This is a genomic window from Bradyrhizobium glycinis (genome assembly GCF_016031655.1).
Lineage (GTDB): Bacteria > Pseudomonadota > Alphaproteobacteria > Rhizobiales > Xanthobacteraceae > Bradyrhizobium > Bradyrhizobium glycinis.
Genome location: NZ_JACCHQ010000031.1, coordinates 18,080 through 38,178, shown reverse-complemented (window position 1 = coordinate 38,178; position 20,099 = coordinate 18,080). Strand labels below are relative to the sequence as shown.

Here is a 20,099-nt window from a genome sequence, read left to right as displayed (position 1 = left end):
CGGATCGCATCTTGCGATGCGATCCGACCTCTCCCTCCGGGAGAGGTGTCGCCCGCGCCAGGAGGTCAACCGAGCCGCTTGATCGCGATGATGTCGCTGCCAGCCGCTTTGATCCGCGCGATCGCCGGCTCGATCGGCTCGATCACCGTTGCCATGTGATGCGCATTGGCGTGAACCATGGTGGCGGCATCGCGCACGATCGCGACATGGCCTTTCCAGAAGATCAGATCGCCGCGCTGCAAGCTGCTCCATTCATGCGGCTCCAGCGCACGGCCGAGACCGGCGAGCTGCATGTCGCTGTCGCGCGGGCAGCCGATCCCGGTGGATGTCAGCGAGACCTGGACGAGGCCGGAGCAATCGATGCCAAGGCTGCTCTTGCCGCCCCAGAGATAGGGCGTGCCGACGAAGCGCTCGGCCACCGCGACGAAATCTGGTTCGCGACGATCGAGCGGGATGAGATGCGTTCTCGGCAGATATCTGCCGTCGTGTGTCACGGCGAAGCTGCCGTCCTCGCGCGCCACGGCGAGCTTCGATCCCATCACGAGCGTGTCGGTAGGCGGCAGCTTGATCGAGGGTCCGGGGAACGCAAACGTCCGCAGCGCGCCGACCAAGTGCGTCGGGGCGGCCGACGGCCTTGCGAGCGCCGCATCCGGCAGCCAGCCGACATAGCCATCGCCATTGAGCTGGCCCCATGCCCAACCCTCGCCATTGCGATCGTAGATGGTGACGCGTTCGCCGCGCAGGGCCTCCGTCATCAGCATCGCGTTCGAAGACGGCTGCTCGCGCACGGAGGCGATTGGCTCGACCACCTCGAATTCCTCGCCGGTGACGAAACGCTCCGCCTCGACCTTGCCTTCGAGATACTTTGCGGCGAGGTCGCCCCGCGCCGGCGTCAGCCGCGGGTCATGCATAGCGTTCGCTCAGCAGTGCGTAGATGGCGCGTGCGGCCTGGCACTCGCCGCCCTCGGGCCGTGCCGGCTTCGCCGACGGCGTCCAGCCGAAGATGTCGACATGCAGCCAGCTCCTGGCGTGCTCGACGAAGCGTTGCAGGAACAGGGCGCAGGTGATCGAGCCGGCGAAACCTCCCGACGGTGCATTGGTGATGGTGGCGGTCTTGGAGTCCAGCCAGGCATCGTAAGGCGGCCACAGCGGCATGCGCCACAACGGATCGTTCTCCTGCATCGCACAGCGCGCGAGGTCGGCAGCGAGCGTCTCATCATGGGTGTAGAAGGGCGGCAGATCCGGCCCCAGCGCGACGCGGGCCGCGCCGGTCAACGTGCCCAGGTCGATCAGCAGATCGGGCGTCTCCTCGTCGGCCAGCGCCAGCGCGTCGGCGAGCACGAGGCGGCCTTCGGCGTCGGTGTTGCCGATCTCGACGGTGATTCCTTTGCGCGAGGTGAAGATATCGAGCGGACGGAAGGCATTGCCCGCGACAGCGTTCTCCACCGCCGGAATCAGCACGCGCAGCCGCACCTTCAGCTTCGCATCCATCACCATGCGCGCCAGCGCCAGCACGTTGGCGGCGCCGCCCATGTCCTTCTTCATGATCAGCATGCCGCTCGACGGCTTCAGGTCGAGGCCGCCGGTGTCGAAACAGACGCCCTTGCCGACCAGCGTCACCTTGGGATGATCAGGATCGCCCCAGACGATGTCGATCAGACGCGGCGTGCGGCTGGAGGCCATGCCGACGGCGTGGATCAGCGGAAAGTTCCTTGCCAGCTCTTCTCCGATGGTGCAGGAAAAGCTCGCGCCGAACTCGGCGGCGAGCGCTTGCGCGGCTGCGGCGAGCTCATCCGGGCCCATGTCGTTGGACGGCGTGTTGATGAGGTCGCGCGCGAGCATTGCCGCATCGGCAATCCGCTCGATCTCGGCCGCGTCGACGCCGTCCGGCGGCACCAGCCGGACCTCGGGGCGATCAGCTTTGCGGTAGCGGGCGAAGCGGTAGCACCCCAGTGCGAAGGCGAGCGCGGCCAGCCGCGCATCGTGCGGTGCATTGGCAAAGCGATAGGTGCCGGGCGGCAAAAGCCCGGGCAGGGCGCCGGGCCGAAACAGGTCGCGCGATCTTGCACCCTCTTCCTCGAGTCCGAACAGCACCTGCGCAATGGTGCCGTCGGGCGCGGGCAGCGCCAGATAGCTGCCCGGCTTGGCGGCGAAGGCGCTGGCACGGGCGAACTGGCATTGCGCCGGCGGCAGCGTCTCGACGACCTGATCCCAGCTCGATTTGGTGACGAAGGTGATCGGGGTGGCGGTGGATGACGTCTCGAAGAGGGAAGGCATTGGCGGGTCCGGATCGTCGGTTCAGGCGAGTCATGCGAACGGACGAGACTTCGCAGAGTTTGGCCGCAGCTGCAATCGGCTTTGCCGTCACCGTTCAGCGAGCCGCTACTCGCCGCAAGGTGGGCACACGGTTCGATGCGTCGACGAGGTCCGCAAGCGGCTTGCCATCGAATATTGACCGGACGCGACGAAACCGTCCTCGGACAAATCTCGTATTTCACGCCGAGAGCTGCCGTTCGCGACGCCACGCCGCAGGGCTTTACTAGCGTTACGGTTGTGGCATTATTGACGAATATTTTAGATTGTGTCGCTCGCTCTGCATGAACTCGACCGCAGACACGCGGCGGCACGGTGCTTGCCCAGGTTGGGTCGATACGGCTGAATCTGCTCGTCGAAGCATTTCTCTCACTGTTTGGGCGGCGCAGCATGTGCAGATGAGCGGCGCAAAATGGATAGATCGTTCGTTGTTGCGCAGATTTCCGACCTGCATCTGGACGGGTCGGGCCGGCTGCTTCCCGCCATCGAGACGCTTAAGGCCGCGATTTGCGAGAAGATGGCGGGTGCCACGAATGTTCCCGATCGCATCCTGCTAATCACGGGCGATCTGGTGGACGACCCGACGGCGCGCGCGTTCGACGAGGCGCTCGCCGTCATCGCCTCCTTCCGGCAGACCGGGCTGTTCACCGACATCCAGGCCGTGGCCGGCAATCACGACGTCAAGCGGCCGAGCCAGCGTGCGGGCCGTCACGACGCCTACGATTACCTCCACCTGCCGCGCACCGCGAAAAGTGTCTACTACCGCCAGTCAGGCCTCGATCTGGTGCTGCTCGATTCCAATCGCGCCAGCCTGAAGGCGCTCGCGAGTGGCAAGATCGACGAGAGCGCTTACAAGGCGATGGTCGCAGATTCAGCCCGGCTGAGCGCCGAACTCGCGGGGAGCATCGGTTCGGCCGGGCGTGCCGACTATGCCGAGCCGGCGGACAACCTGGTGCGCGTGCTGGCCCTGCACCATCATCCGCTGCCGCAGGCGACCGGCGAAGGAAAGCGCTTTCTAGGCATGCCGGACGAGCCGCTGATGTATCTCGCCGCACCCGCGACCTTCCTCGAGGCCGCCACCTCGCTCAACGTCGATCTGGTTCTGCACGGTCATCGCCATGTCGAGGGGCTGACCCGCTATTCCATCCCAGATCCGCGCGCGACGTCGAGCGAGAGGGGTGAGGCGTTCTGGCGCACGATCTACGTGCTCTCCTGTCCGTCCTCGACCGGGCAAGCCGGCGACGATGCCGGTTTCAACCTCGTCCATTTCGGCCCCGCGTCCCATGCCGGCCGCACGGAGCACCGCTTCGCGATAACCCGCTATACGAGGCTCCGCAACGATGCGGCCTTCAGGCCGCTCGATTCCAACCTGCCGGGCGGCGTCATCAGGCTGCCGGCGGGGCGGGACTTTTCCCGTGATCCGGCCGTCCAGTCGGCGATAGAGGCCGCCTCGTCCCGCCCACTGAAACGCGACCAGGTCGCGGCGATCGCCCGGCGGCTGTTCATGCGTGGCAGCTTTTACGATGAGGCGGAGCCGAACTGGCCGAATGCGCTCTACACCTACATGGTCTCGGCCCATGCCTGGGCGGAGCTCGAGCGCAAGGCCGCGAAATCAGGGCCGGGGTTCGACAGCGACGCGCTCGTCGCAGTGAAAACGCTGCTCGGCCGATTGATCGAGCAATCCGCCGACGTGCTCGGCATCGATCGCGCTCAGCTCGATGAGCTCTACGGGAGAGGCCTGATCAATTGTGACGACTTCCTGCGTCAGGTGCCGCGGCTGCCTTGCGACGGTGTCGACGTTCAGCGGCGGGAGCGGCAGAGGCTGCAATTGCTGTGGGAGCTGGACCAGCAAGTGCAGGCGCTCGGCCTCGATCTCGGCCTCGGCGGCGAAGCGCCGCCGCAACCATCGCCGGCGTGAGAGCACGTCTGAGCCGTTAACCGGCCGTTAGGGTTAACATTCTATTGCTGACGCGTTCGGCTCGATCGAGCAGCTCGAGAGTCAAAGCGTCATGCGTCAACGGATCAGGCTTACCCGGCTACTTGCTTCCACGTCGCTGGTCGCGACGGTGGCGATGGGCCTCGGCGGCTGCACGGCCATGTCGAAACTCTCGGAGGTAACTGGCTCGGTCGGCCCCCGGGCGGACGCGGCGTCTGCTGATCGCGCGCCCACCGATCCGGCGCGTGCGGTCGAAGCCTATGGCGAGCGCTACCGCGCCAATCCCCGGGATGCCGACGCCGCGCTCGCTTATGGACAGGCCTTGCGCGCCAACGGCCAGCGCGCCCAGGCCGCCGCCGTGCTCGAGCAGGCGACCATCGCCAACCCCGGCAACAAGGCGCTGCTTGCCCAGTACGGCCGTGCACTCGCCGACAACGGCAATTTCCAGCAGGCCTTCGACGTGCTGTCGAAGGCGCATTCACCCGACAATCCGGACTGGCGCCTGCTCTCGGTGCAGGGCACCGCGCTGGACCAGATGGGCCGTCATGAGGAGGCGCGATCCTATTATGCGAGCGCGCTGAAGATCGCACCGGGCGATCCCGGCGTGCTCTCCAACCTCGGCCTGTCCTACATGCTGTCGAAGGAGCTGCCGAAGGCGGAAGAGGCGCTGCGGCAGGCCTATGCCTCGCCGCGTGCCAGTGCCCGGGTGCGGCAGAATCTCGGCTTGGTCGTTGGCCTCCAGGGCCGCTTCGCGGAGGCGGAGACCATCGTCAAGGCGGACCTGCCGCCGGACCAGGCTGCGGCCAATGTCGCCTATCTCAAGGAAATGCTGAGCCGTAGCGACGCCCCGCGCAGCGCGCCGAAGCGGATGCCGGTCGCTTCGCTGAGCCAGCCCGACTAATCATCTGACTTGCTGGCCCCGGTGGCGGACGGTTGGTCCAGCCCGGCTCACTGCATTTCGGTGACCTTGATGGCGGTGGGTCCGAGAATGACCACGAACAGCACCGGCAGGAAGAACAGGATCATCGGCACCGTGAGCTTCGGCGGCAGAGCGGCCGCCTTCTTCTCCGCCTCGTTCATGCGCATGTCGCGATTCTCCTGCGCCATGACGCGCAAGGAATGGCCGAGCGGGGTGCCGTAACGTTCCGCCTGTTGCAGCGCCAGACACACCGACTTGACGCCCTCGAGCCCGGTGCGCCGTGCCAGGTTCTCGTAGGCGACCTTGCGATCCTGCAAATAGGACAGCTCGGCCGTGGTCAGGGTGAACTCCTCCGACAGCGCGATCGACTGGCCCACGATTTCGTTCGCAACTTTCCGGAATGCCATCTCGACCGACATGCCGGATTCGATGCAGATCAGAAGCAGGTCGAGCGCGTCGGGAAACGCACGTTTGATCGAGAGCTGGCGCTTGGAGATCGCATTCCTGAGGAACAGCATCGGCGCCTGGAGGCCGAGATAGGCGGCGCCGATGCAGATGCCGATCTTGATCGGCATCGCCTGTTGCATATTTCCGATCACGAACACGTAGAGCGCCGCGCCGATCAAGAACACGATCGGGGCGACCATGCGGGCAAACAGGAAGGTGACATAGGGCGCCTGGCCGCGGTAGCCCGCCATGATGAGCTTGTCCCGCGCAGCTTCCTGCGCAAGCCATTTGGTCAGGTTGAAGTCCTCGACCACCTTGGAAACGAGTTGCTTCGGCGTCTGGCGCAGCGAAACCTTCTCGCTCTTGTTGAGACGCTCACGCTCGCGCTGCCGGATGCGTTCACGCTCGCTCGCCACCGCCTTCATGCGCTTGGAGAGGCCCTCGCCGGCGAACAGCGGCATCACCAGCGTATAGACGGTGGCGCTCGCGGCGATGGCCGCGAGCAGCATGGTCATGAAACGGACGTCGTGCAGTTTCGAGACGAGGAATTCGACCATACGACACCGTCAGAAATCGAAGTTGATCATCTTCTTCATCACCAGGATGCCGATCGACATCCAAACGACGCAGCCGACCAGCATCAGCTGGCCGGTGGGATGAGTCCAAAGCACCGAGATGTAGTGCGGCGTCGTGAGATAGACCAGGAACATCACGATCGGCGGCAGCGAGCCGATGATGCCGGCCGAAGCCTTGGCTTCCATCGACATCGCCTGGATCTTTTCCTTCATCTTCTTGCGGTCGCGCAGCACCTTGGACAGGTTGCCGAGCGCTTCGGAGAGGTTGCCGCCCGATTTCTGCTGGATCGACACCACGATGCCGAAGAAATTGGCTTCCGGCAGCGGCATGCGCTCGTATAGCCGCGCGCAGGCCTCGCCCAGCGGCATGCCGATCGCCTGCGTCTCGATGATGGCCAGAAACTCGCTGCGCAGCGGCTCGGGCGAATCGGCGGCCACAACCTTGATCGATTCGAACAAGGGCAGGCCTGCCTTGATGCCGCGGACGATCACGTCGACCGCGTCGGGCAGTGCAGCCAGGAACTTGGCTTCGCGGCGCTTCTTCAAAAAGCCGAGGGCCCAGCGCGGCAGGCCGAAGCCGCCGGCAAAGGCAAGACCGGCGGCGCCGATCAGGCCGCCGCCCGCGAACATGGCGGCCGCGAAAAATACGCCCGCCACGACGGCGGACACGATCCAGAATTTCTGCGGCGTCCAGTCGAGCCCGGCCTGCGACAGGCGGACGCTGAGCGGAGCACTCTTCTCCTGGGCGCGCCGCGCCTCGAGGTCCTTCAGCGTGGATTCGACCTGCTCGCGGCGCGAGCGCTGGGTTTTCTCGGCCTGTCGGGCCGTGGGCGCTTCGGCGCGCGCGACCGAGGCGCGGCGGCTTTCCGCCTTTCGCTCCCCGGACAGCATCGGATAGAGAAATACCCAGGCGATGCCACCGACCGCTGCGGTGGCGAGGAAGGCGAGGGCGAGGACCTGCATGTTCATGGTGCTGCCGATCTGCTCACGTCTTCGGCGCGACTTCCGCCGCGTCGAGCGCCGCGGCGAGGCGCTTCTCCTCGCCGTAATAACGGGCGCGTTCCCAGAACTTCGGACGGCCGATGCCGGTTGAGCGGTGCCGGCCGATGATCTTCCCGTTGGCGTCCTCGCCGACCATGTCGTAGAGGAAGATGTCCTGGGTGATGATGGTGTCGCCTTCCATGCCCATCACCTCGGTGATGTGGGTGATGCGGCGGGAACCGTCGCGCAGGCGCGCGGCCTGGATGATGACGTCGATCGAGGCGCAGATCATCTCGCGAATTGTTCGCGACGGAAGGGAAAAGCCGCCCATCGTGATCATCGATTCGCAGCGCGACAGCGCCTCGCGCGGGTTGTTGGCGTGCAGCGTGCCCATCGAGCCGTCATGGCCGGTGTTCATGGCTTGCAGCAGGTCGAAGGCTTCGGGTCCGCGGACCTCGCCGACGATGATGCGTTCGGGACGCATACGCAGGCAGTTGCGCACCAATTCGCGCATCGTGACCTGGCCCTCGCCCTCGATGTTGGGCGGGCGGGTTTCCAGCCGCACCACGTGGGGCTGCTGCAGCTGGAGCTCGGCGGCGTCCTCGCAGGTGATGACGCGCTCGTCGTGCTCGATGTAGTTGGTGAGGCAGTTGAGCAGGGTGGTCTTGCCCGAACCGGTACCGCCGGAAATCAGCACGTTGCAACGGACGCGGCCGATGATCTGTAGGATCTCGGCGCCTTCCGGCGTGATGGCGCCGAACTTGACGAGCTGATCCAGCGTCAGCTTGTCTTTCTTGAATTTGCGGATGGTGAGCGCGGGGCCGTCGATCGACAGCGGCGGCACGATGGCGTTGACGCGGGAGCCGTCGGCGAGGCGCGCGTCGCAGATCGGCGAAGATTCGTCGACGCGCCGGCCGACCTGGCTGACGATGCGCTGGCAGATGTTGAGAAGCTGTTGGTTGTCGCGGAAGCGGATGCCGGTGCGCTGGATCTTGCCGCCGACCTCGATGTAGACGGTGTTGGCGCCATTGACCATGATGTCGGCGATGTCGTCGCGCGACAACAGCGGCTCGAGCGGGCCGTAGCCGAGGACGTCGTTGCAGATATCGTCGAGCAGCTCCTCCTGCTCGGCGATCGACATCACGATGTTCTTGATCGCGATGATCTCGTTGACGATGTCGCGGATTTCCTCGCGCGCGGACTCCGAATCGAGCTTGGCGAGCTGGGCGAGGTCGATGGCCTCGATCAGCGCCCCGAAGATGGTCGCCTTGACCTCGTAATAATTGTCCGAACGCCGGCTCTCCATGGCCGGAGGCGGCGGGGCCTTGGCGGGCGCAAGCGGCGGCGAGGCGACGGCCGGCGGAGGCGGAGCGCGCGACACCGTCGGCGCCTGAGCCGGGGCAGGCTCGAGCGACACGGCGCCGGGCTTGGGCGCCCGAAAGTCGGTGTCTGTTCCGCTACGCTTACCGAACACTTAACAACTCCATGCGGCGGCTTATCTTCCCCGCAACTTCTCAATCAGAGGTGAAAGCAGGGACGACTTTTGCTTCTTGGTCTCGCTGCGGCCGGTCAGGCGCTGGGCGATCTGGAGGAACATCTCGATCGACCTGTGGTTGGCGGAGATCTCCGCAATCATCTGGCCGTTGTTGGCGGCCGAGCCGAAGATTTGCGGCTCGAAAGGGATTGAGACGACCGGCTGGCTCTCGATCGCCTTGGCGAACTCCGCGGCGGCGATTTCGGGCCGTTTCGGCACGCCGACCTGGTTCAGGCAGTAGAGCGGCGGCCGGTCGTTGGGACGGGCGGCCTTCAACAGATCGAACAGGTTCTTGGTATTGCGCAGATTGGCGAGGTCCGGCGCGGCCACGATCAGGATGTCGTCCGCTCCGATCAAGGCGCGCTTGGTCCAGCCCGACCATTGATGCGGAACGTCGAGCACGATGCAGGGCATGGTGGAGCGCAGGGTGTCGAACACGGAGTCGAACGCGTCGGTGCCGAAATCATAGACCCGGTCGAGCGTCGCAGGGGCCGCCAACAGGCTGAGATGGTCGGTGCACTTCGACAGCAGGCGGTCGATGAAGGCGGTGTCGACGCGGTCGGGCGAGAACACCGCGTCGGCAATACCCTGCGGCGGATCCTGGTTGTAGTCGAGGCCTGCGGTGCCGAAGGCGAGGTCGAGATCGGCGACGACAGCGTCCATCGCGAGGTCGCGCGCGATCGCCCAGGCGACGTTGTGCGAGATGGTCGAAGCCCCGACCCCGCCCTTGGCGCCGACCACGGCGATGATGCGGCCGACCGCCTTGGCTTCCGGCGCCGAGAACAGGTTGCAGATCGAGCGTACGACGTCGATCGCGCCGACCGGCGCGAGCACGTAATCGCTGACGCCGCGGCGCACCAGCTCGCGATAGAGCGTGACGTCATTGATGCGGCCGATCACGACCACGCGGGTGCCGGCATCGCAGACGGTGGCGAGCTGGTCGAGCCCGCCCAGCAGGTCGCTGCGACCGTCGCTCTCGAGCACGATCACGTTCGGCGTGGGAGCCGAGCGGTAGGCTTCGATCGCGGCCGCCATGCCGCCCATCTGGATCTTCAGATGAGCCTTGCCGAGACGGCGATCCTCGCCGGCCGACTGTACCGCGGCGGCCGTCTCCACGGTTTCGCAGAAGGCCTGGACCGAGACGCGCGGCGCGGGCGCAATATGCTCCTCGACCGGCGGAGGAGCTGCTGCCGGCTGCTCTTCGTGTGTCTGGCGCGCGTAACTGATCATTTGCCTGTGTCGCTGAGTTTGGCCTTGTCGGCGTCGGGATAGGCGACTCCCGTCGGCATTCCCTTGCGATACTTCTCGAATGCGGCAGTGCGCCGTATCGTGTAGGAAGGTGTCTCGGGCCGCGGCTGCTCGAGGTCAGATGGATTGTCGACCATGGCCGCCATGTTGCGCTGATAGGCGCAGCCGTAATTGTAATAGTCCTTGTTCTCAAACCAGCTCTTGTTCTTCATCGAAGGGCCGATATCGTCCGGCCACAGTCCGCAGGGACCCGCAACCGCGGCAATCTTGGAATAAGTCAGCCGGATCGGCGGCAGGAACCGCTTGTCCTCGGGCTGGTAGGGACGAAGACTGATGCCGCGCGGCGGAACGCCTGCCCCTGCCAGCATGGCCTGTATCTCGCGCATCGTGTCCGCGACCGGACGCGCATTGGGCGTGCCGGACGGCACGTCGATGCGAATGGCGCCGGTGCCCTCGTGCAACCATGCCGATGCGACGCCCATCACGTCCGCGCGTTGGGCAGCCGTCAATCCGCCACGGGCATGACCGACGAAGACGACGATCGAGCGGTTCTGCTCCTCGATCGCGATCGGATGGCGCTGCTTGTAGTCGTCGGGAATGGAGCCGGTAACGACCTCGTTGTGCTGGCAGCCGCCGAGCGCGAGCGTCAGACCGACGAGCGCGCCACCGAGGCGGACGGCGCGTTTGCGAAGCTGGGGTGGTCTTGTGATCATCGTGAAGTCCCCGTTCCGCCTCACTCGGTGATGAAGCCGTAGGTGCCGCGGTAGTTCTTGGCCGGTTCGGTCCGTCCAGGCACGCCGTAGAGCCGGTTGATGTTGCCGATCAGCTGGGCCTGCGGATCGGCAGGCGGGGCGAAGCCGTCATCCGGCCGCGACAGGTCCTTCGGCGCCACTGCGCGGACGACATAAGGCGTCACGATCACGACCAGCTCGGTCGCGTTGTTGACGAAGTCGCGGCTGCGGAACAGCGTGCCCAGGATCGGCAGCTGCATCAGCCCGGGCAATCCGCTGATCGCCTGCTTGGTCTGCTGCTGGATCAGGCCGGCCATCGCCATTGCGCCGCCGGAGGGAATTTCCAGCGAGGTCTCGGCGCGGCGGGTCCTGATCGAGGGCACCGTCAGCGAGTTCACCGAGGTCGAGGTCACCGCCTGCGACAGCGTGATCGCATTCTCGTTCGACAGCTCCGAGACCTCGGTCATCACCCGCATGCTGATCTTGCCCTCGCTCAGCACGACGGGGGTGAAGTTCAGCGAGATGCCGAACTTCTTGAAGCTGATCTGGGTGGTACAGACATGCGTGGTGGGATCGCACGCATAGCCTGCCGGAACCGGGAATTCACCGCCCGCAATGAACGTCGCCGATTCGCCGGAGATCGCGGTCAGGTTTGGTTCGGCCAGCGTGCGGATCACGCCGGCGGTTTCCATCGCGCGCAGCGTGGCCTGCACCGACGGGGCGGCGCCGAATTTCGTGGTCAGATTGTTGCCGTCCACGAGGTTCTTGCCGAGCGCCGTGAACGGGTTCGAATTGGTGAAGCTCACCACCGAGGTGCCGTAGTTAAGGTTGGCAGAGAGGTCGATGCCGAGCTGCTTGACGATGTTGCGCTGGACCTCGGCCACCGTCACCTTGAGCATGATCTGGTCGCGGCCGCGCACCACGATCGAGTTCACGACCTTGTCGACGCCGCCGGCAAGGCGCACGGCGAGATCGTTGGCCTGCTGCGCCTCCAGCGGATTGGCAGCCGTGCCGGTCAGGATGACGCCGTCGCCGAGGCCGTCGATCTGGATGTCCGCATTGGGCAGGACCTGCTTCAGCGCGGCCCGCACGCCGTTGAGGTCGCGTTTCACCGCGATGTCATAGGCCGCAATCTGCTGCCCGGCGGAATCGAAGAACACGATATTGGTCTGGCCGACCGCGGCGCCGATGATATAGGCGCGCTGTGCGGAGCGGACCACCGCATTGGCGATCTTGGGATCGGCGACCAGCACGTCCTTGATGTCTCGCGGCAGGTCGATCACGACCGACTTGCCGATGCCGAGCGAGAGGAAACGCGCATTGATCTGGCCGTCCGCCGCGGCCGGCGCCAGGGGACGGTAATCGGCGGCGACCGCCGGGGCGATCGCCGGGTTGAGCGCCAGCGCGAGGGCGGCCGAAAACGACAGGGCGCGGACCAGTGAGGTCCGCATCGTCGCCAAATCTGCCCTGCATTTGATGTCGACTGTCTTCATCGTGCCTTAGCCGTCTGACTTGGAATGCCGTAGCGAATGATCGAGACACCCTCTCGCTTCTGCGCGGAGTCATCGAGCGTGATCTCGCTCATCTTGACGTCGACGATGCTGCGCAGCGCCAGCGACAGCGTGCCGCTCTGACGCGCCGCGGAGAGCGTTGCGGTCTGCGCGGGATTGAGCTCGAGGGTGACGGTCTTGCCGATCACCGCGTTCTGCCCGTCCTTCTCCTTGGGCGCCTGGTCGATGGCCAGGACCCGGATATTGGCCAGGATGATTTCGGAGGTGACGATGTCGGGAGCGCCGCTGCTCTGGTCCGGGTTCTTGAGCCGGCGCGTGAGCAGGACATCGACGCGGTCGTTGGGCAGGATGAAGCCGCCCGCGCCGGTCTCCGGCGAGATCTCGGTCGAGATCGCCCGCATGCCGGTGGGCAGGATCGCCGCCATGAAGCCGGAGCCTTCGGCCTTGACCAGCTTCTGGTCGCGGATCGGCTCACCCTGAATGAAGGGCGCGCGCGCGATCGAGCCGACCACCTGGGTCGCGCCGTCGGGGCGCTCGTTGCGTCGGATGAAGGTGGCGCTGGCGGTCGCGGTCGGCCAGGTCTGCCATTGCACGTCTTCGGGCTTCACGGTTTGGCCAAGCCCGATGTCGTTCTTGGCCACGAGGACGTCGACCGTCGGCAGCTGCGCGACCGGAGCCGGAGGCGGCGCAGAATTGTCGGTGCCGCTCGCCAGGTACGCGGCGACGCCGCCGGCGCAGATGGCGACCGTCAGGACGACAATGCGTGCCCTATTCATACGCTTCAACTTTCCAACAATACGCCGCGACGCTGCCGCCGCCGTGATCGGCAGTTGACCAGCTATTCGTCAAAGCATGGTTAATGAGGCGTATCTAAATCGCCTTAACGCCGGGTTTACCCGAGGCCGTTCAGCGCAGTGCGAGGTGAGCGAGGTCGATCGCCTTCACCCATTCGGTCTCCGGGTAGACCATCAGCGCGCTCAGCGCGAGCGCGATGCCGTAGGGAATGCCGCTCTCCTTGGCGTGCAGCCGTGCGAGCCAGGCCTGTCCTGCCAGCCCGTAAGGCAGCGGCCACTGCCGGAACTGGAGCAGGAGCAGCGTCAGCGCGCCGCCGAACAGCGAGGCGTAGAGCAGGAAGTTCATCAGATGTGGGAAGCCGAACCAGAGCGCGACGGAGGCAGCGACCTTGGCGTCGCCGCCGCCCACCCAGCCCATGGCGAAGCAGGTGAAGGCCACGACCAGTACGAGCGCACCGGCGCCGACATGACTCAGCATCTCGTAAGGTGCCATGCCACCGGCGAGGGCGAGCACGAAGAAGCCTGCCACCAGCGCCAGCGACACGCGGTTCGAGATCGTCATCGTGAAGAGATCGCTCGCGGCGGCGAACGCCATCAGGGCCGGAAAGAGCAGAAGGCGCGCAAGGTCGAGAATCATGGGCTGCGTCTTGAGGCCTGGGTTTGCCGCGGGAGCCGGCGTCGGGCGATGCTAGCGCGCGAGTGCTAAACAAACCGACAACGGCGGCACGGGCGCGCGGAGCCTCGGCCGCCGAACGCGCCTTCACCAGAAGCTGGCGATGCGTGCGGCGAGCGCGACCGTCGCAACCAGCAGCGCAAGGCAGATCCAATAGACCGGCGAGCCGGCCTGCGCCGCTTCCGCCTCGCGCGCCGCGACCGCGGCATCGGTTCTGAACTCGTGCAACGCCACTGGAACTCGCCGTCTTCAGAAAAACAAACGCCCCGGAGGTCCGGGGCTTTTGCCGTCGTTCGTGGACCCGCTTACTTCAGCGAGCTGCTGATCGAGTTGAACTTGGCGTTCAGCGTGGTGCCGAGATTGTTGACGACGGTGATGATGGCCAGCGCGATGCCGGCGGCGATCAGGCCGTATTCGATGGCGGTGGCGCCGGATTCATCCTTCGCGAAACGCGCAATCAAGTTCTTCATGAACAAAACTCCGTTCTGGGTGGGGACCGCCTCGTTCGGCGCTGTCGTTGACGCGACGACCATGAGAGCCGAGCTCTTTCGGGAGAGTTAATTCGATCGGGTAAACCCGCGTCCAGCGCAATGCTTTTGCCCAGAGTGAATTTCGCCTTAAGCGGCACCTGCAAATTCGTTGCGGTTCCGGATGCGCCGCCAATGCGGCGCCTGTGCTTCACGCTCCCTTAAATTTCGCGGAGTAGGCCTTAAGCAGCAGCGGTATTCACGGAGAGAGGCGACGATGTCGAGCCTGCCCATGCAAGTCGCCTTGATGCTCGGCGAGACCATCGTGAAGGTGATCCCGGTCACCTTCATGCTCGCAGCGGTGTTCACCGTGCTGGAGCATTTCTGGGCTTGCAACCCGGGTGCGCCGTGGTGGCGCAAGCGGGAGATCGTCACCGACATCTGCTACTGGTTCTTCGTCCCGGTGTTCGCCCGCACCATGCGGATCGGGCTGCTGGTCGTCGGCGCCGGCGTCGTCTTCAACATTCACGACGCCGACGAGCTCATCGCCTTCTACGACAATGGCCACGGTCCGCTGGCACAACTGCCGCTGTGGCTGCAGGCCCTGCTGTTCCTGGTGCTGTCCGATTTCATGCTGTACTGGCTGCACCGGCTTTTCCACGACGGCGGCTTCTGGAAATATCACGCCATCCATCATTCGTCGGAGGAGATCGGCTGGATCTCCGCGGCGCGCTTCCATCCGGTCAATCTCTTGCTCGGGACGATCAGCGTCGACGTCGTGCTGCTGATGGCAGGCATCTCCCCGAACGTCATGGTCTGGGTCGGCCCGTTCACCACCTTCCACTCGGCCTTCGTGCACGCCAACCTGAACTGGACCTTCGGACCGTTCAAATACGTCCTGGCGACGCCGGTCTTCCATCGCTGGCACCACACCTCGCTCGAAGAGGGCGGCGACACCAATTTCGCCGGAACGTTCCCGATCTGGGACGTGCTGTTCGGCACCTTCCGCATGCCGGAGGGCAGGCTGCCGCAGGATTACGGCAAGGACGAAGCGGCCATGCCCAAGGAGATCGGGGGCCAGCTCGCCTATCCGTTCCGGCATTAGGGGGCGGGCCCGCAAATGTCCGTCCGTTCAAACAATAACCAGCGAGTTTGCGGAACGTTCACGAATTAAAGGCAGGTTAGCCGGGTCGGGCACCGGCTCCGCTGTATTCGTCGCTTCTGCCGGTTTGTGACGTCCCGGGGGTAAAGAGTATGCGTAAAGAAATGCGCCGTCATGTGCGCGTCTGTGTTCTGGTTGCCGCTGCGGTGCTGGCATCGCCGGCCGCTGGTCTGGCCGAGCCCGCCGCCGATACCATCGCCGTCAATGTCGACCAAGCCAAGCTGGTGCGGCTGCCCGGCAAGGTGGCGACCATCGTGGTCGGCAATCCCCTGATCGCCGACGTCACGCTCCAGCCCGGCGGCATGATCGTCGTGACCGGAAAGGGCTACGGGGCCACCAACTTCATCGCGCTCGACCGCGGCGGCGAGATTCTGGTGGACCGCCAGATCCAGGTCGAAGGTCCGAGCGATCGGCTCGTCACGGTCTATCGCGGGGTCGAGCGGGAGTCCTACAGCTGCGTGCCGCTTTGCCAGCGCCGCGTGACGCTCGGCGACAGCGACGCCTACTTCAACAACGCAATGAGCCAGGCCGGTACGCTGAGCAGCAGCGCCAGCGGAGGCGCCGGCGCGGCTGCCAAGCCAAACTAGCCGACCGGCGGGCCTCGATCCCGCCACGCCGCTCGCCGATTCGAGGGCGGCATCTCCTTGGACGCCGTGTTTCCGCGCGCTTCGGGACGCGCCTGGTTAACGTGGTGTTAACGGCGCGGTCCGCCGAAGGCGGATCGTCTGAAACACTTAGACAATCAGTTTCCGCTATTGAACGGGCAAATGATCGCCGGTTGCTGGGAAGTTTGACGAGATGGCATCGCCTGCACCTACGAGGTTCACGCTGCGGAAAGCGCTGCTCCGGTTTCGCGGCAACCGCCGCGGCTCCGCAGCCGTCGAGTTTGCGCTGGTCGCGCCGATGTTCTTCGCGCTGCTGTTCGCGATCATCGAGACGGCGCTCATGTTCTTCTCGAGCCAGGTGCTCGAGACCATCGCGCAGGACTCCGCGCGCGCGATTCTAACCGGCCAGGCTCAGGCACAGGGCGGCTCGGTGGCGGCCTGCCAGACCGCGCCCAACACGGTCTCTGCCTGCGATCAGACAACGTTCAAGGCCTTTGTCTGCAGCAAGATCCCGGCGCTGTTCGATTGCAGCAAGCTTTACGTCGACGTTGTCAGCACCAGCTCCTTCGGGACGCTCAGCCTCACCAACTTCGGCAATTCCTGCAACTTCAATCCTTCCGGCATGCAGTACAGTGCCGGAACCTCCGGTCAAGTCGTCGTGGTGCGCCTGTTTTATCAGTGGCCGCTCATCGTCACCGGCCTCGGCTACAACATGGGATGCAACAACAAGCGGCTGATGGTGGCGACGGCGGCGTTCAAGAACGAACCCTTCTGAGGCAGATGGATCTGGGCGGACCGATGCGGGCGATCGCGAACATCTGGTGGAATGCACGCTGCTCGGTGCGCGGCTTCGTCGCCGACAAGCGCGCGCTGGCGGCGACCGAATTCGCGGTCATCGTACCGCTGATGCTGGTGATGTTCTTCGGCACCGCCGAATTTTCGTCCGCCGTGGCGATCGACCGCAAAATCACGTTGATCGCGCGGACATTGTCCGATTTGACCTCGCAGTCGACGACGCTCAACGATGCCGGCATGAAGGATACGTTCACGGCAAGCATCTCCGTCGTCATGCCTTACGACGCTGCGCTCGTGAAGGGCACGATCTCCCAGATCTACATCGACGCCAACAGCGTCGCCAAGATCCAGTGGAGCAAGGCCGGCACGATCGCGAGCGGCGCGACGCAAGCCACGCTTGCGACCTCGGCTCGGAACGCCGGCGACACGGTCACCACGATGATTCCCCCGGCACTCTTGATTCCGTCGAGTTATCTCATCCTGAGCGAAGCCAACTACACTTACACGCCGACCATCGGCTACGTGTTGAAGTCGAGCATAACCCTGAGCGATCTCTCCTACACGCGGCCGCGTCAGGTCACCTGCGTGCCCTACAACAACGTGCCGTCGACGTGTTGAGATTGGTCAGCCGTCCGTGACATGAAAAAGGCCGTGCATCACGCACGGCCTTTTTGCTTTGGCTCGCTGATCGGGCCGGGCTCAGCTCGCAGCGCGCAAGTTGTCCGCCGCCGACTTGCCGGAACGGCGGTCGGCCACGATCTCGTAGGAGATCTTCTGGCCCTCGCGGAGCGAGCCGAGGCCGGCGCGCTCTACGGCGCTGATGTGAACGAACACGTCCTGGCCGCCATCGTCGGGCTGAATGAAGCCATAGCCCTTGGTTGCGTTAAACCACTTCACGGTTCCCATGCTCACGGGGGTAGTCCCTTCTCAGATAACACTATGTCGGAGCCCGCTCGCGCGGGCAGGGTTAGATCGAATTTCTGGAAGGGTCGTCAGCGTGTCTGAACCGGCTGTACCGGTGGATGCCAATGTCGTCCGGCCGAAAATCGATTAATTCATTTTATCGGAAGCAACGGTTCGAAACAATCCGGACGCGCACGATTTTTTGATCCGCCGTGATGTCACGGCGGATCAACCTACAGATCGGAAAGCGAACCTGCGCCGCAGCCGACTAGCGGCGGCGGAATTGGCCGCCGCGCTGTCCGGGACGGGGCGGTCCGCCCGGCGTGCTGGGACGTTCATCCTTGTGGCGGAAAATCAGCCGGCCCTTCTCGAGGTCATAGGGCGACATCTCCACCGTCACACGGTCGCCCGCGAGCGTCTTGATGCGGTTCTTCTTCATCTTGCCGGCGGTATAGGCAACGATCTCGTGTCCGGCGTCGAGCTGCACGCGGTAGCGGGCATCGGGGAGGATTTCGGTGACCAGTCCTTCGAACTGGATCAGCTCTTCCTTAGCCATGAATGTCTCCAGGTCGTGGACGGCTAGTGCGAATAGGGTTTGCGGTTCGGTTGGCTGTTTGGCCGACTCTGGCGGCGCAAAAAGGCAACGCCTTGTATCCCATCAGGGGTCCCGGCGCTATGCGCGGAACGCTGTTCCGGACGGTCGACAGGCGATGAATGCATCTTACCACCGGAGCGGCGGCGGCGAGAACCCTTGGAGGCATTCTGCCCAAAGCCGGGCCGTCCGTCGGCATGCCTTCCTTCCGTCGGCCTTGCCTCCGTGTGGCGTCCCTCACCGTGCCTTCCGTCGGCTGGCTTGCCGGCACTGTGGTGGCGCCCGTCAGCATGCCGCTCGTCGGCGCGACGTCCGTCACCGTGACGTGCGCCTTGTTGGCGCTGGCCAGGGCGACCGCCCGGCCGGCCCTGTCGCTGCTGCGACGGAGCGGGACCGGGATCGCGGCGGCCGGCGTCGGTGCGGTGGTCCTCACGCGGCAGGGCGACGCGAATCAGCCGCTCGATGTCGCGCAGATAGCCGAGCTCCTCGCCGCCCGCGACCAGCGAAATCGCGGTGCCGTCGGCGCCGGCACGCGCGGTGCGGCCGATGCGGTGGACGTAGGTTTCCGGCACGTTCGGCAGGTCGAAGTTGATGACGTGACTGATGCCGTCGACGTCGATGCCGCGGGCGGCGATGTCGGTGGCGACCAGGGTGCGGATCTCGCCCGAACGGAACTGGGCGAGCGTGCGCTCGCGATGGTTCTGCGACTTGTTGCCGTGAATGGCGTTGGCGGCGATCCCGGCCTTGGCCAGCGTCTTCACCACCTTGTCGGCGCCGTGCTTGGTGCGAGTGAAGACCAGCGCGCGGTTGATCGCCTCGTCCTGCAGCAGCTTGGTCAGGAAGGCGGGCTTGGCCGCGAAATCGACCTGCAGGATGCGCTGGTTGATCCGCTCGGCGGCCGAGGACACCGGGGTCACGGCGACGCGGGCGGGGTCGCGCAGCATGGAATCGGCGAGTTCGGCGATGTCCTTCGGCATGGTGGCCGAGAAGAACAGCGTCTGCCGCTTGATCGGCAACTTGGCGACGATTTTGCGGATGTCGTTGATGAAGCCCATGTCGAGCATGCGGTCGGCTTCGTCGAGCACGAGGAACTCGACGCTTGAAAGCCTCAAGCCGTTGCTCTGCACGAGGTCGAGCAGGCGGCCGGGGGTGGCGACCAGCACGTCGACGCCCGGCATCAGCGCGCGGACCTGGCGGCCCATCGGCACGCCCCCGATCGCAAGCGTCGAGGACAGGCGGATGTGGCGGCCGTAGGCGTTGAAGCTGTCGAGGATCTGCCCGGACAGCTCGCGGGTCGGCGACAGCACCAGCACGCGGGCGGTCTTGGGCTGCGGCTTGATGCGGTTCTCGAGCACACGATGCAGGATCGGCAGCGCGAACGACGCGGTCTTGCCGGTACCGGTCTGGGCGATGCCGACGACGTCGCGACCGGTCAGTGCCAGCGGGATGGTCTGGGCCTGGATCGGAGTGGGGGTGACGTAATTCTCTTCACGAAGAGCGCGCGCGATGGGTTCGGCGAGGCCGAAGTCCTGAAACGAAGTCAAAAGAGGGGTTCTTTCCATGTCAAAAGCGAACGCCCGGCGCATCGGCGCGGCGCGCGCAAAAGGTGTCGAGAAGACACCTGCGTGTTTGGGGTGTCGGATGGCTTGGGAGAGATGGGGCAAGCCAGAGGCCCGTAGAGGGCTTAAGAACACGCGGCTTGCTACGACCCCTTGATTCGCAAGAGGTCTCGGACGCTCATATGGAACATCGAGCGGGCGCTTTCAAGGCAGGTTCGTCAGAAACAGCGGGCGCGGCGCAGAATACGACTGCCAGAAATTTAGCCAAAATAGGCAATATGCTTAAAAAGTAACCTGCTTGCCGCTTTCGCATACATTTATATTGCCTGCGATTTAGGCTGTCAGACTGCGGCG

General features: G+C 65.0%; 21 protein-coding genes. 6 read left to right on the top strand and 15 right to left on the bottom strand.

Annotation, left to right across the window (positions count from 1 at the left end):
- Window positions 1–65: 65 nt before the first annotated feature.
- Window positions 66–911, bottom strand: a complete 846-nt coding sequence (locus HZZ16_RS31570; RefSeq protein ID WP_197953958.1) for a C40 family peptidase — start codon at window positions 909–911, stop codon at window positions 66–68.
- Window positions 904–2,277 carry a leucyl aminopeptidase family protein gene (locus tag HZZ16_RS31565; protein WP_197953957.1) on the bottom strand — a complete coding sequence of 458 codons (1,374 nt, stop codon included), beginning with the start codon at window positions 2,275–2,277 and terminating at the stop codon, window positions 904–906. Before HZZ16_RS31565 ends, HZZ16_RS31570 begins: the two co-directional genes overlap by 8 nt.
- A 448-nt stretch (window positions 2,278–2,725) precedes the next feature.
- Between HZZ16_RS31565 and HZZ16_RS31560 the strand changes: the two genes are divergently transcribed.
- Entirely contained in the window at window positions 2,726–4,231 is a 1,506-nt protein-coding gene (locus HZZ16_RS31560) for a metallophosphoesterase family protein (RefSeq protein ID WP_197953956.1), read from the top strand.
- A 91-nt stretch (window positions 4,232–4,322) separates the two neighbouring features.
- The gene (locus HZZ16_RS31555; RefSeq protein WP_197953955.1) at window positions 4,323–5,150 is read left to right on the top strand and encodes a tetratricopeptide repeat protein; all 828 of its coding nucleotides are present in this window, start codon (window positions 4,323–4,325) and stop codon (window positions 5,148–5,150) included.
- 47 nt (window positions 5,151–5,197) lie between these two features.
- On the opposite strand, the gene HZZ16_RS31550 is transcribed toward HZZ16_RS31555, so the two are convergent.
- The 10 genes from HZZ16_RS31550 to HZZ16_RS31505 form a co-directional block, all read right to left on the bottom strand.
- Window positions 5,198–6,172, bottom strand: coding sequence for a type II secretion system F family protein (locus HZZ16_RS31550; RefSeq protein ID WP_197953954.1), 975 nt, complete (start codon window positions 6,170–6,172; stop codon window positions 5,198–5,200).
- A 9-nt stretch (window positions 6,173–6,181) separates the two neighbouring features.
- The gene (locus HZZ16_RS31545) at window positions 6,182–7,159 is read right to left on the bottom strand and encodes a type II secretion system F family protein (RefSeq protein WP_197953953.1); all 978 of its coding nucleotides are present in this window, start codon (window positions 7,157–7,159) and stop codon (window positions 6,182–6,184) included.
- 16 nt (window positions 7,160–7,175) lie between these two features.
- Window positions 7,176–8,645 carry a TadA family conjugal transfer-associated ATPase gene (locus HZZ16_RS31540; RefSeq protein ID WP_197953952.1) on the bottom strand — a complete coding sequence of 490 codons (1,470 nt, stop codon included), beginning with the start codon at window positions 8,643–8,645 and terminating at the stop codon, window positions 7,176–7,178.
- 21 nt (window positions 8,646–8,666) lie between these two features.
- Window positions 8,667–9,935, bottom strand: coding sequence for a CpaE/TadZ family protein (locus HZZ16_RS31535; RefSeq protein ID WP_197953951.1), 1,269 nt, complete (start codon window positions 9,933–9,935; stop codon window positions 8,667–8,669).
- Window positions 9,932–10,666 carry a CpaD family pilus assembly protein gene (locus HZZ16_RS31530; RefSeq protein WP_197953949.1) on the bottom strand — a complete coding sequence of 245 codons (735 nt, stop codon included), beginning with the start codon at window positions 10,664–10,666 and terminating at the stop codon, window positions 9,932–9,934. Before HZZ16_RS31530 ends, HZZ16_RS31535 begins: the two co-directional genes overlap by 4 nt.
- A gap of 20 nt (window positions 10,667–10,686) precedes the next feature.
- Window positions 10,687–12,177 carry a type II and III secretion system protein family protein gene (locus HZZ16_RS31525; RefSeq protein ID WP_197953947.1) on the bottom strand — a complete coding sequence of 497 codons (1,491 nt, stop codon included), beginning with the start codon at window positions 12,175–12,177 and terminating at the stop codon, window positions 10,687–10,689.
- Window positions 12,174–12,971, bottom strand: a complete 798-nt coding sequence (cpaB, locus tag HZZ16_RS31520; RefSeq protein ID WP_197953945.1) for a Flp pilus assembly protein CpaB — start codon at window positions 12,969–12,971, stop codon at window positions 12,174–12,176. The genes HZZ16_RS31525 and cpaB overlap by 4 nt, the downstream gene beginning before the upstream one ends.
- Window positions 12,972–13,101: 130 nt before the next feature.
- Window positions 13,102–13,626 (bottom strand): A24 family peptidase, encoded by a 525-nt coding sequence (locus HZZ16_RS31515; RefSeq protein ID WP_197953943.1) that lies wholly within the window; start codon window positions 13,624–13,626, stop codon window positions 13,102–13,104.
- A 123-nt stretch (window positions 13,627–13,749) separates the two neighbouring features.
- Complete coding sequence (locus HZZ16_RS31510) at window positions 13,750–13,890, bottom strand: hypothetical protein (RefSeq protein WP_197954028.1); 141 nt, start codon at window positions 13,888–13,890, stop codon at window positions 13,750–13,752.
- A gap of 77 nt (window positions 13,891–13,967) precedes the next feature.
- Window positions 13,968–14,132: a Flp family type IVb pilin gene (locus tag HZZ16_RS31505; RefSeq protein ID WP_197953941.1), complete on the bottom strand. Its 165-nt coding sequence runs from the start codon at window positions 14,130–14,132 to the stop codon at window positions 13,968–13,970.
- A gap of 274 nt (window positions 14,133–14,406) precedes the next feature.
- Between HZZ16_RS31505 and HZZ16_RS31500 the strand changes: the two genes are divergently transcribed.
- The 4 genes from HZZ16_RS31500 to HZZ16_RS31485 all read left to right on the top strand — a co-directional run bounded on the left by HZZ16_RS31500 (window position 14,407) and on the right by HZZ16_RS31485 (window position 17,309).
- Window positions 14,407–15,234: a sterol desaturase family protein gene (locus tag HZZ16_RS31500; RefSeq protein ID WP_197953939.1), complete on the top strand. Its 828-nt coding sequence runs from the start codon at window positions 14,407–14,409 to the stop codon at window positions 15,232–15,234.
- Window positions 15,235–15,383: 149 nt separating this feature from the next.
- Complete coding sequence (locus HZZ16_RS31495; RefSeq protein WP_197953937.1) at window positions 15,384–15,878, top strand: pilus assembly protein N-terminal domain-containing protein; 495 nt, start codon at window positions 15,384–15,386, stop codon at window positions 15,876–15,878.
- Between the two features lie 211 nt (window positions 15,879–16,089).
- Window positions 16,090–16,671, top strand: coding sequence for a TadE/TadG family type IV pilus assembly protein (locus HZZ16_RS31490; protein ID WP_197953935.1), 582 nt, complete (start codon window positions 16,090–16,092; stop codon window positions 16,669–16,671).
- A 5-nt stretch (window positions 16,672–16,676) separates the two neighbouring features.
- The gene (locus HZZ16_RS31485; protein ID WP_197953933.1) at window positions 16,677–17,309 is read left to right on the top strand and encodes a TadE/TadG family type IV pilus assembly protein; all 633 of its coding nucleotides are present in this window, start codon (window positions 16,677–16,679) and stop codon (window positions 17,307–17,309) included.
- An 81-nt stretch (window positions 17,310–17,390) separates the two neighbouring features.
- Here HZZ16_RS31485 and HZZ16_RS31480 read toward each other — a convergent pair whose 3' ends face one another.
- The 3 genes from HZZ16_RS31480 to HZZ16_RS31470 all read right to left on the bottom strand — a co-directional run bounded on the left by HZZ16_RS31480 (window position 17,391) and on the right by HZZ16_RS31470 (window position 19,772).
- Entirely contained in the window at window positions 17,391–17,603 is a 213-nt protein-coding gene (locus HZZ16_RS31480; RefSeq protein ID WP_027573722.1) for a cold-shock protein, read from the bottom strand.
- A 259-nt stretch (window positions 17,604–17,862) separates the two neighbouring features.
- Window positions 17,863–18,150, bottom strand: a complete 288-nt coding sequence (infA, locus tag HZZ16_RS31475; protein WP_035998101.1) for a translation initiation factor IF-1 — start codon at window positions 18,148–18,150, stop codon at window positions 17,863–17,865.
- Window positions 18,151–18,173: 23 nt separating this feature from the next.
- Complete coding sequence (locus HZZ16_RS31470; protein WP_197953931.1) at window positions 18,174–19,772, bottom strand: DEAD/DEAH box helicase; 1,599 nt, start codon at window positions 19,770–19,772, stop codon at window positions 18,174–18,176.
- Window positions 19,773–20,099 lie beyond the last annotated feature (327 nt).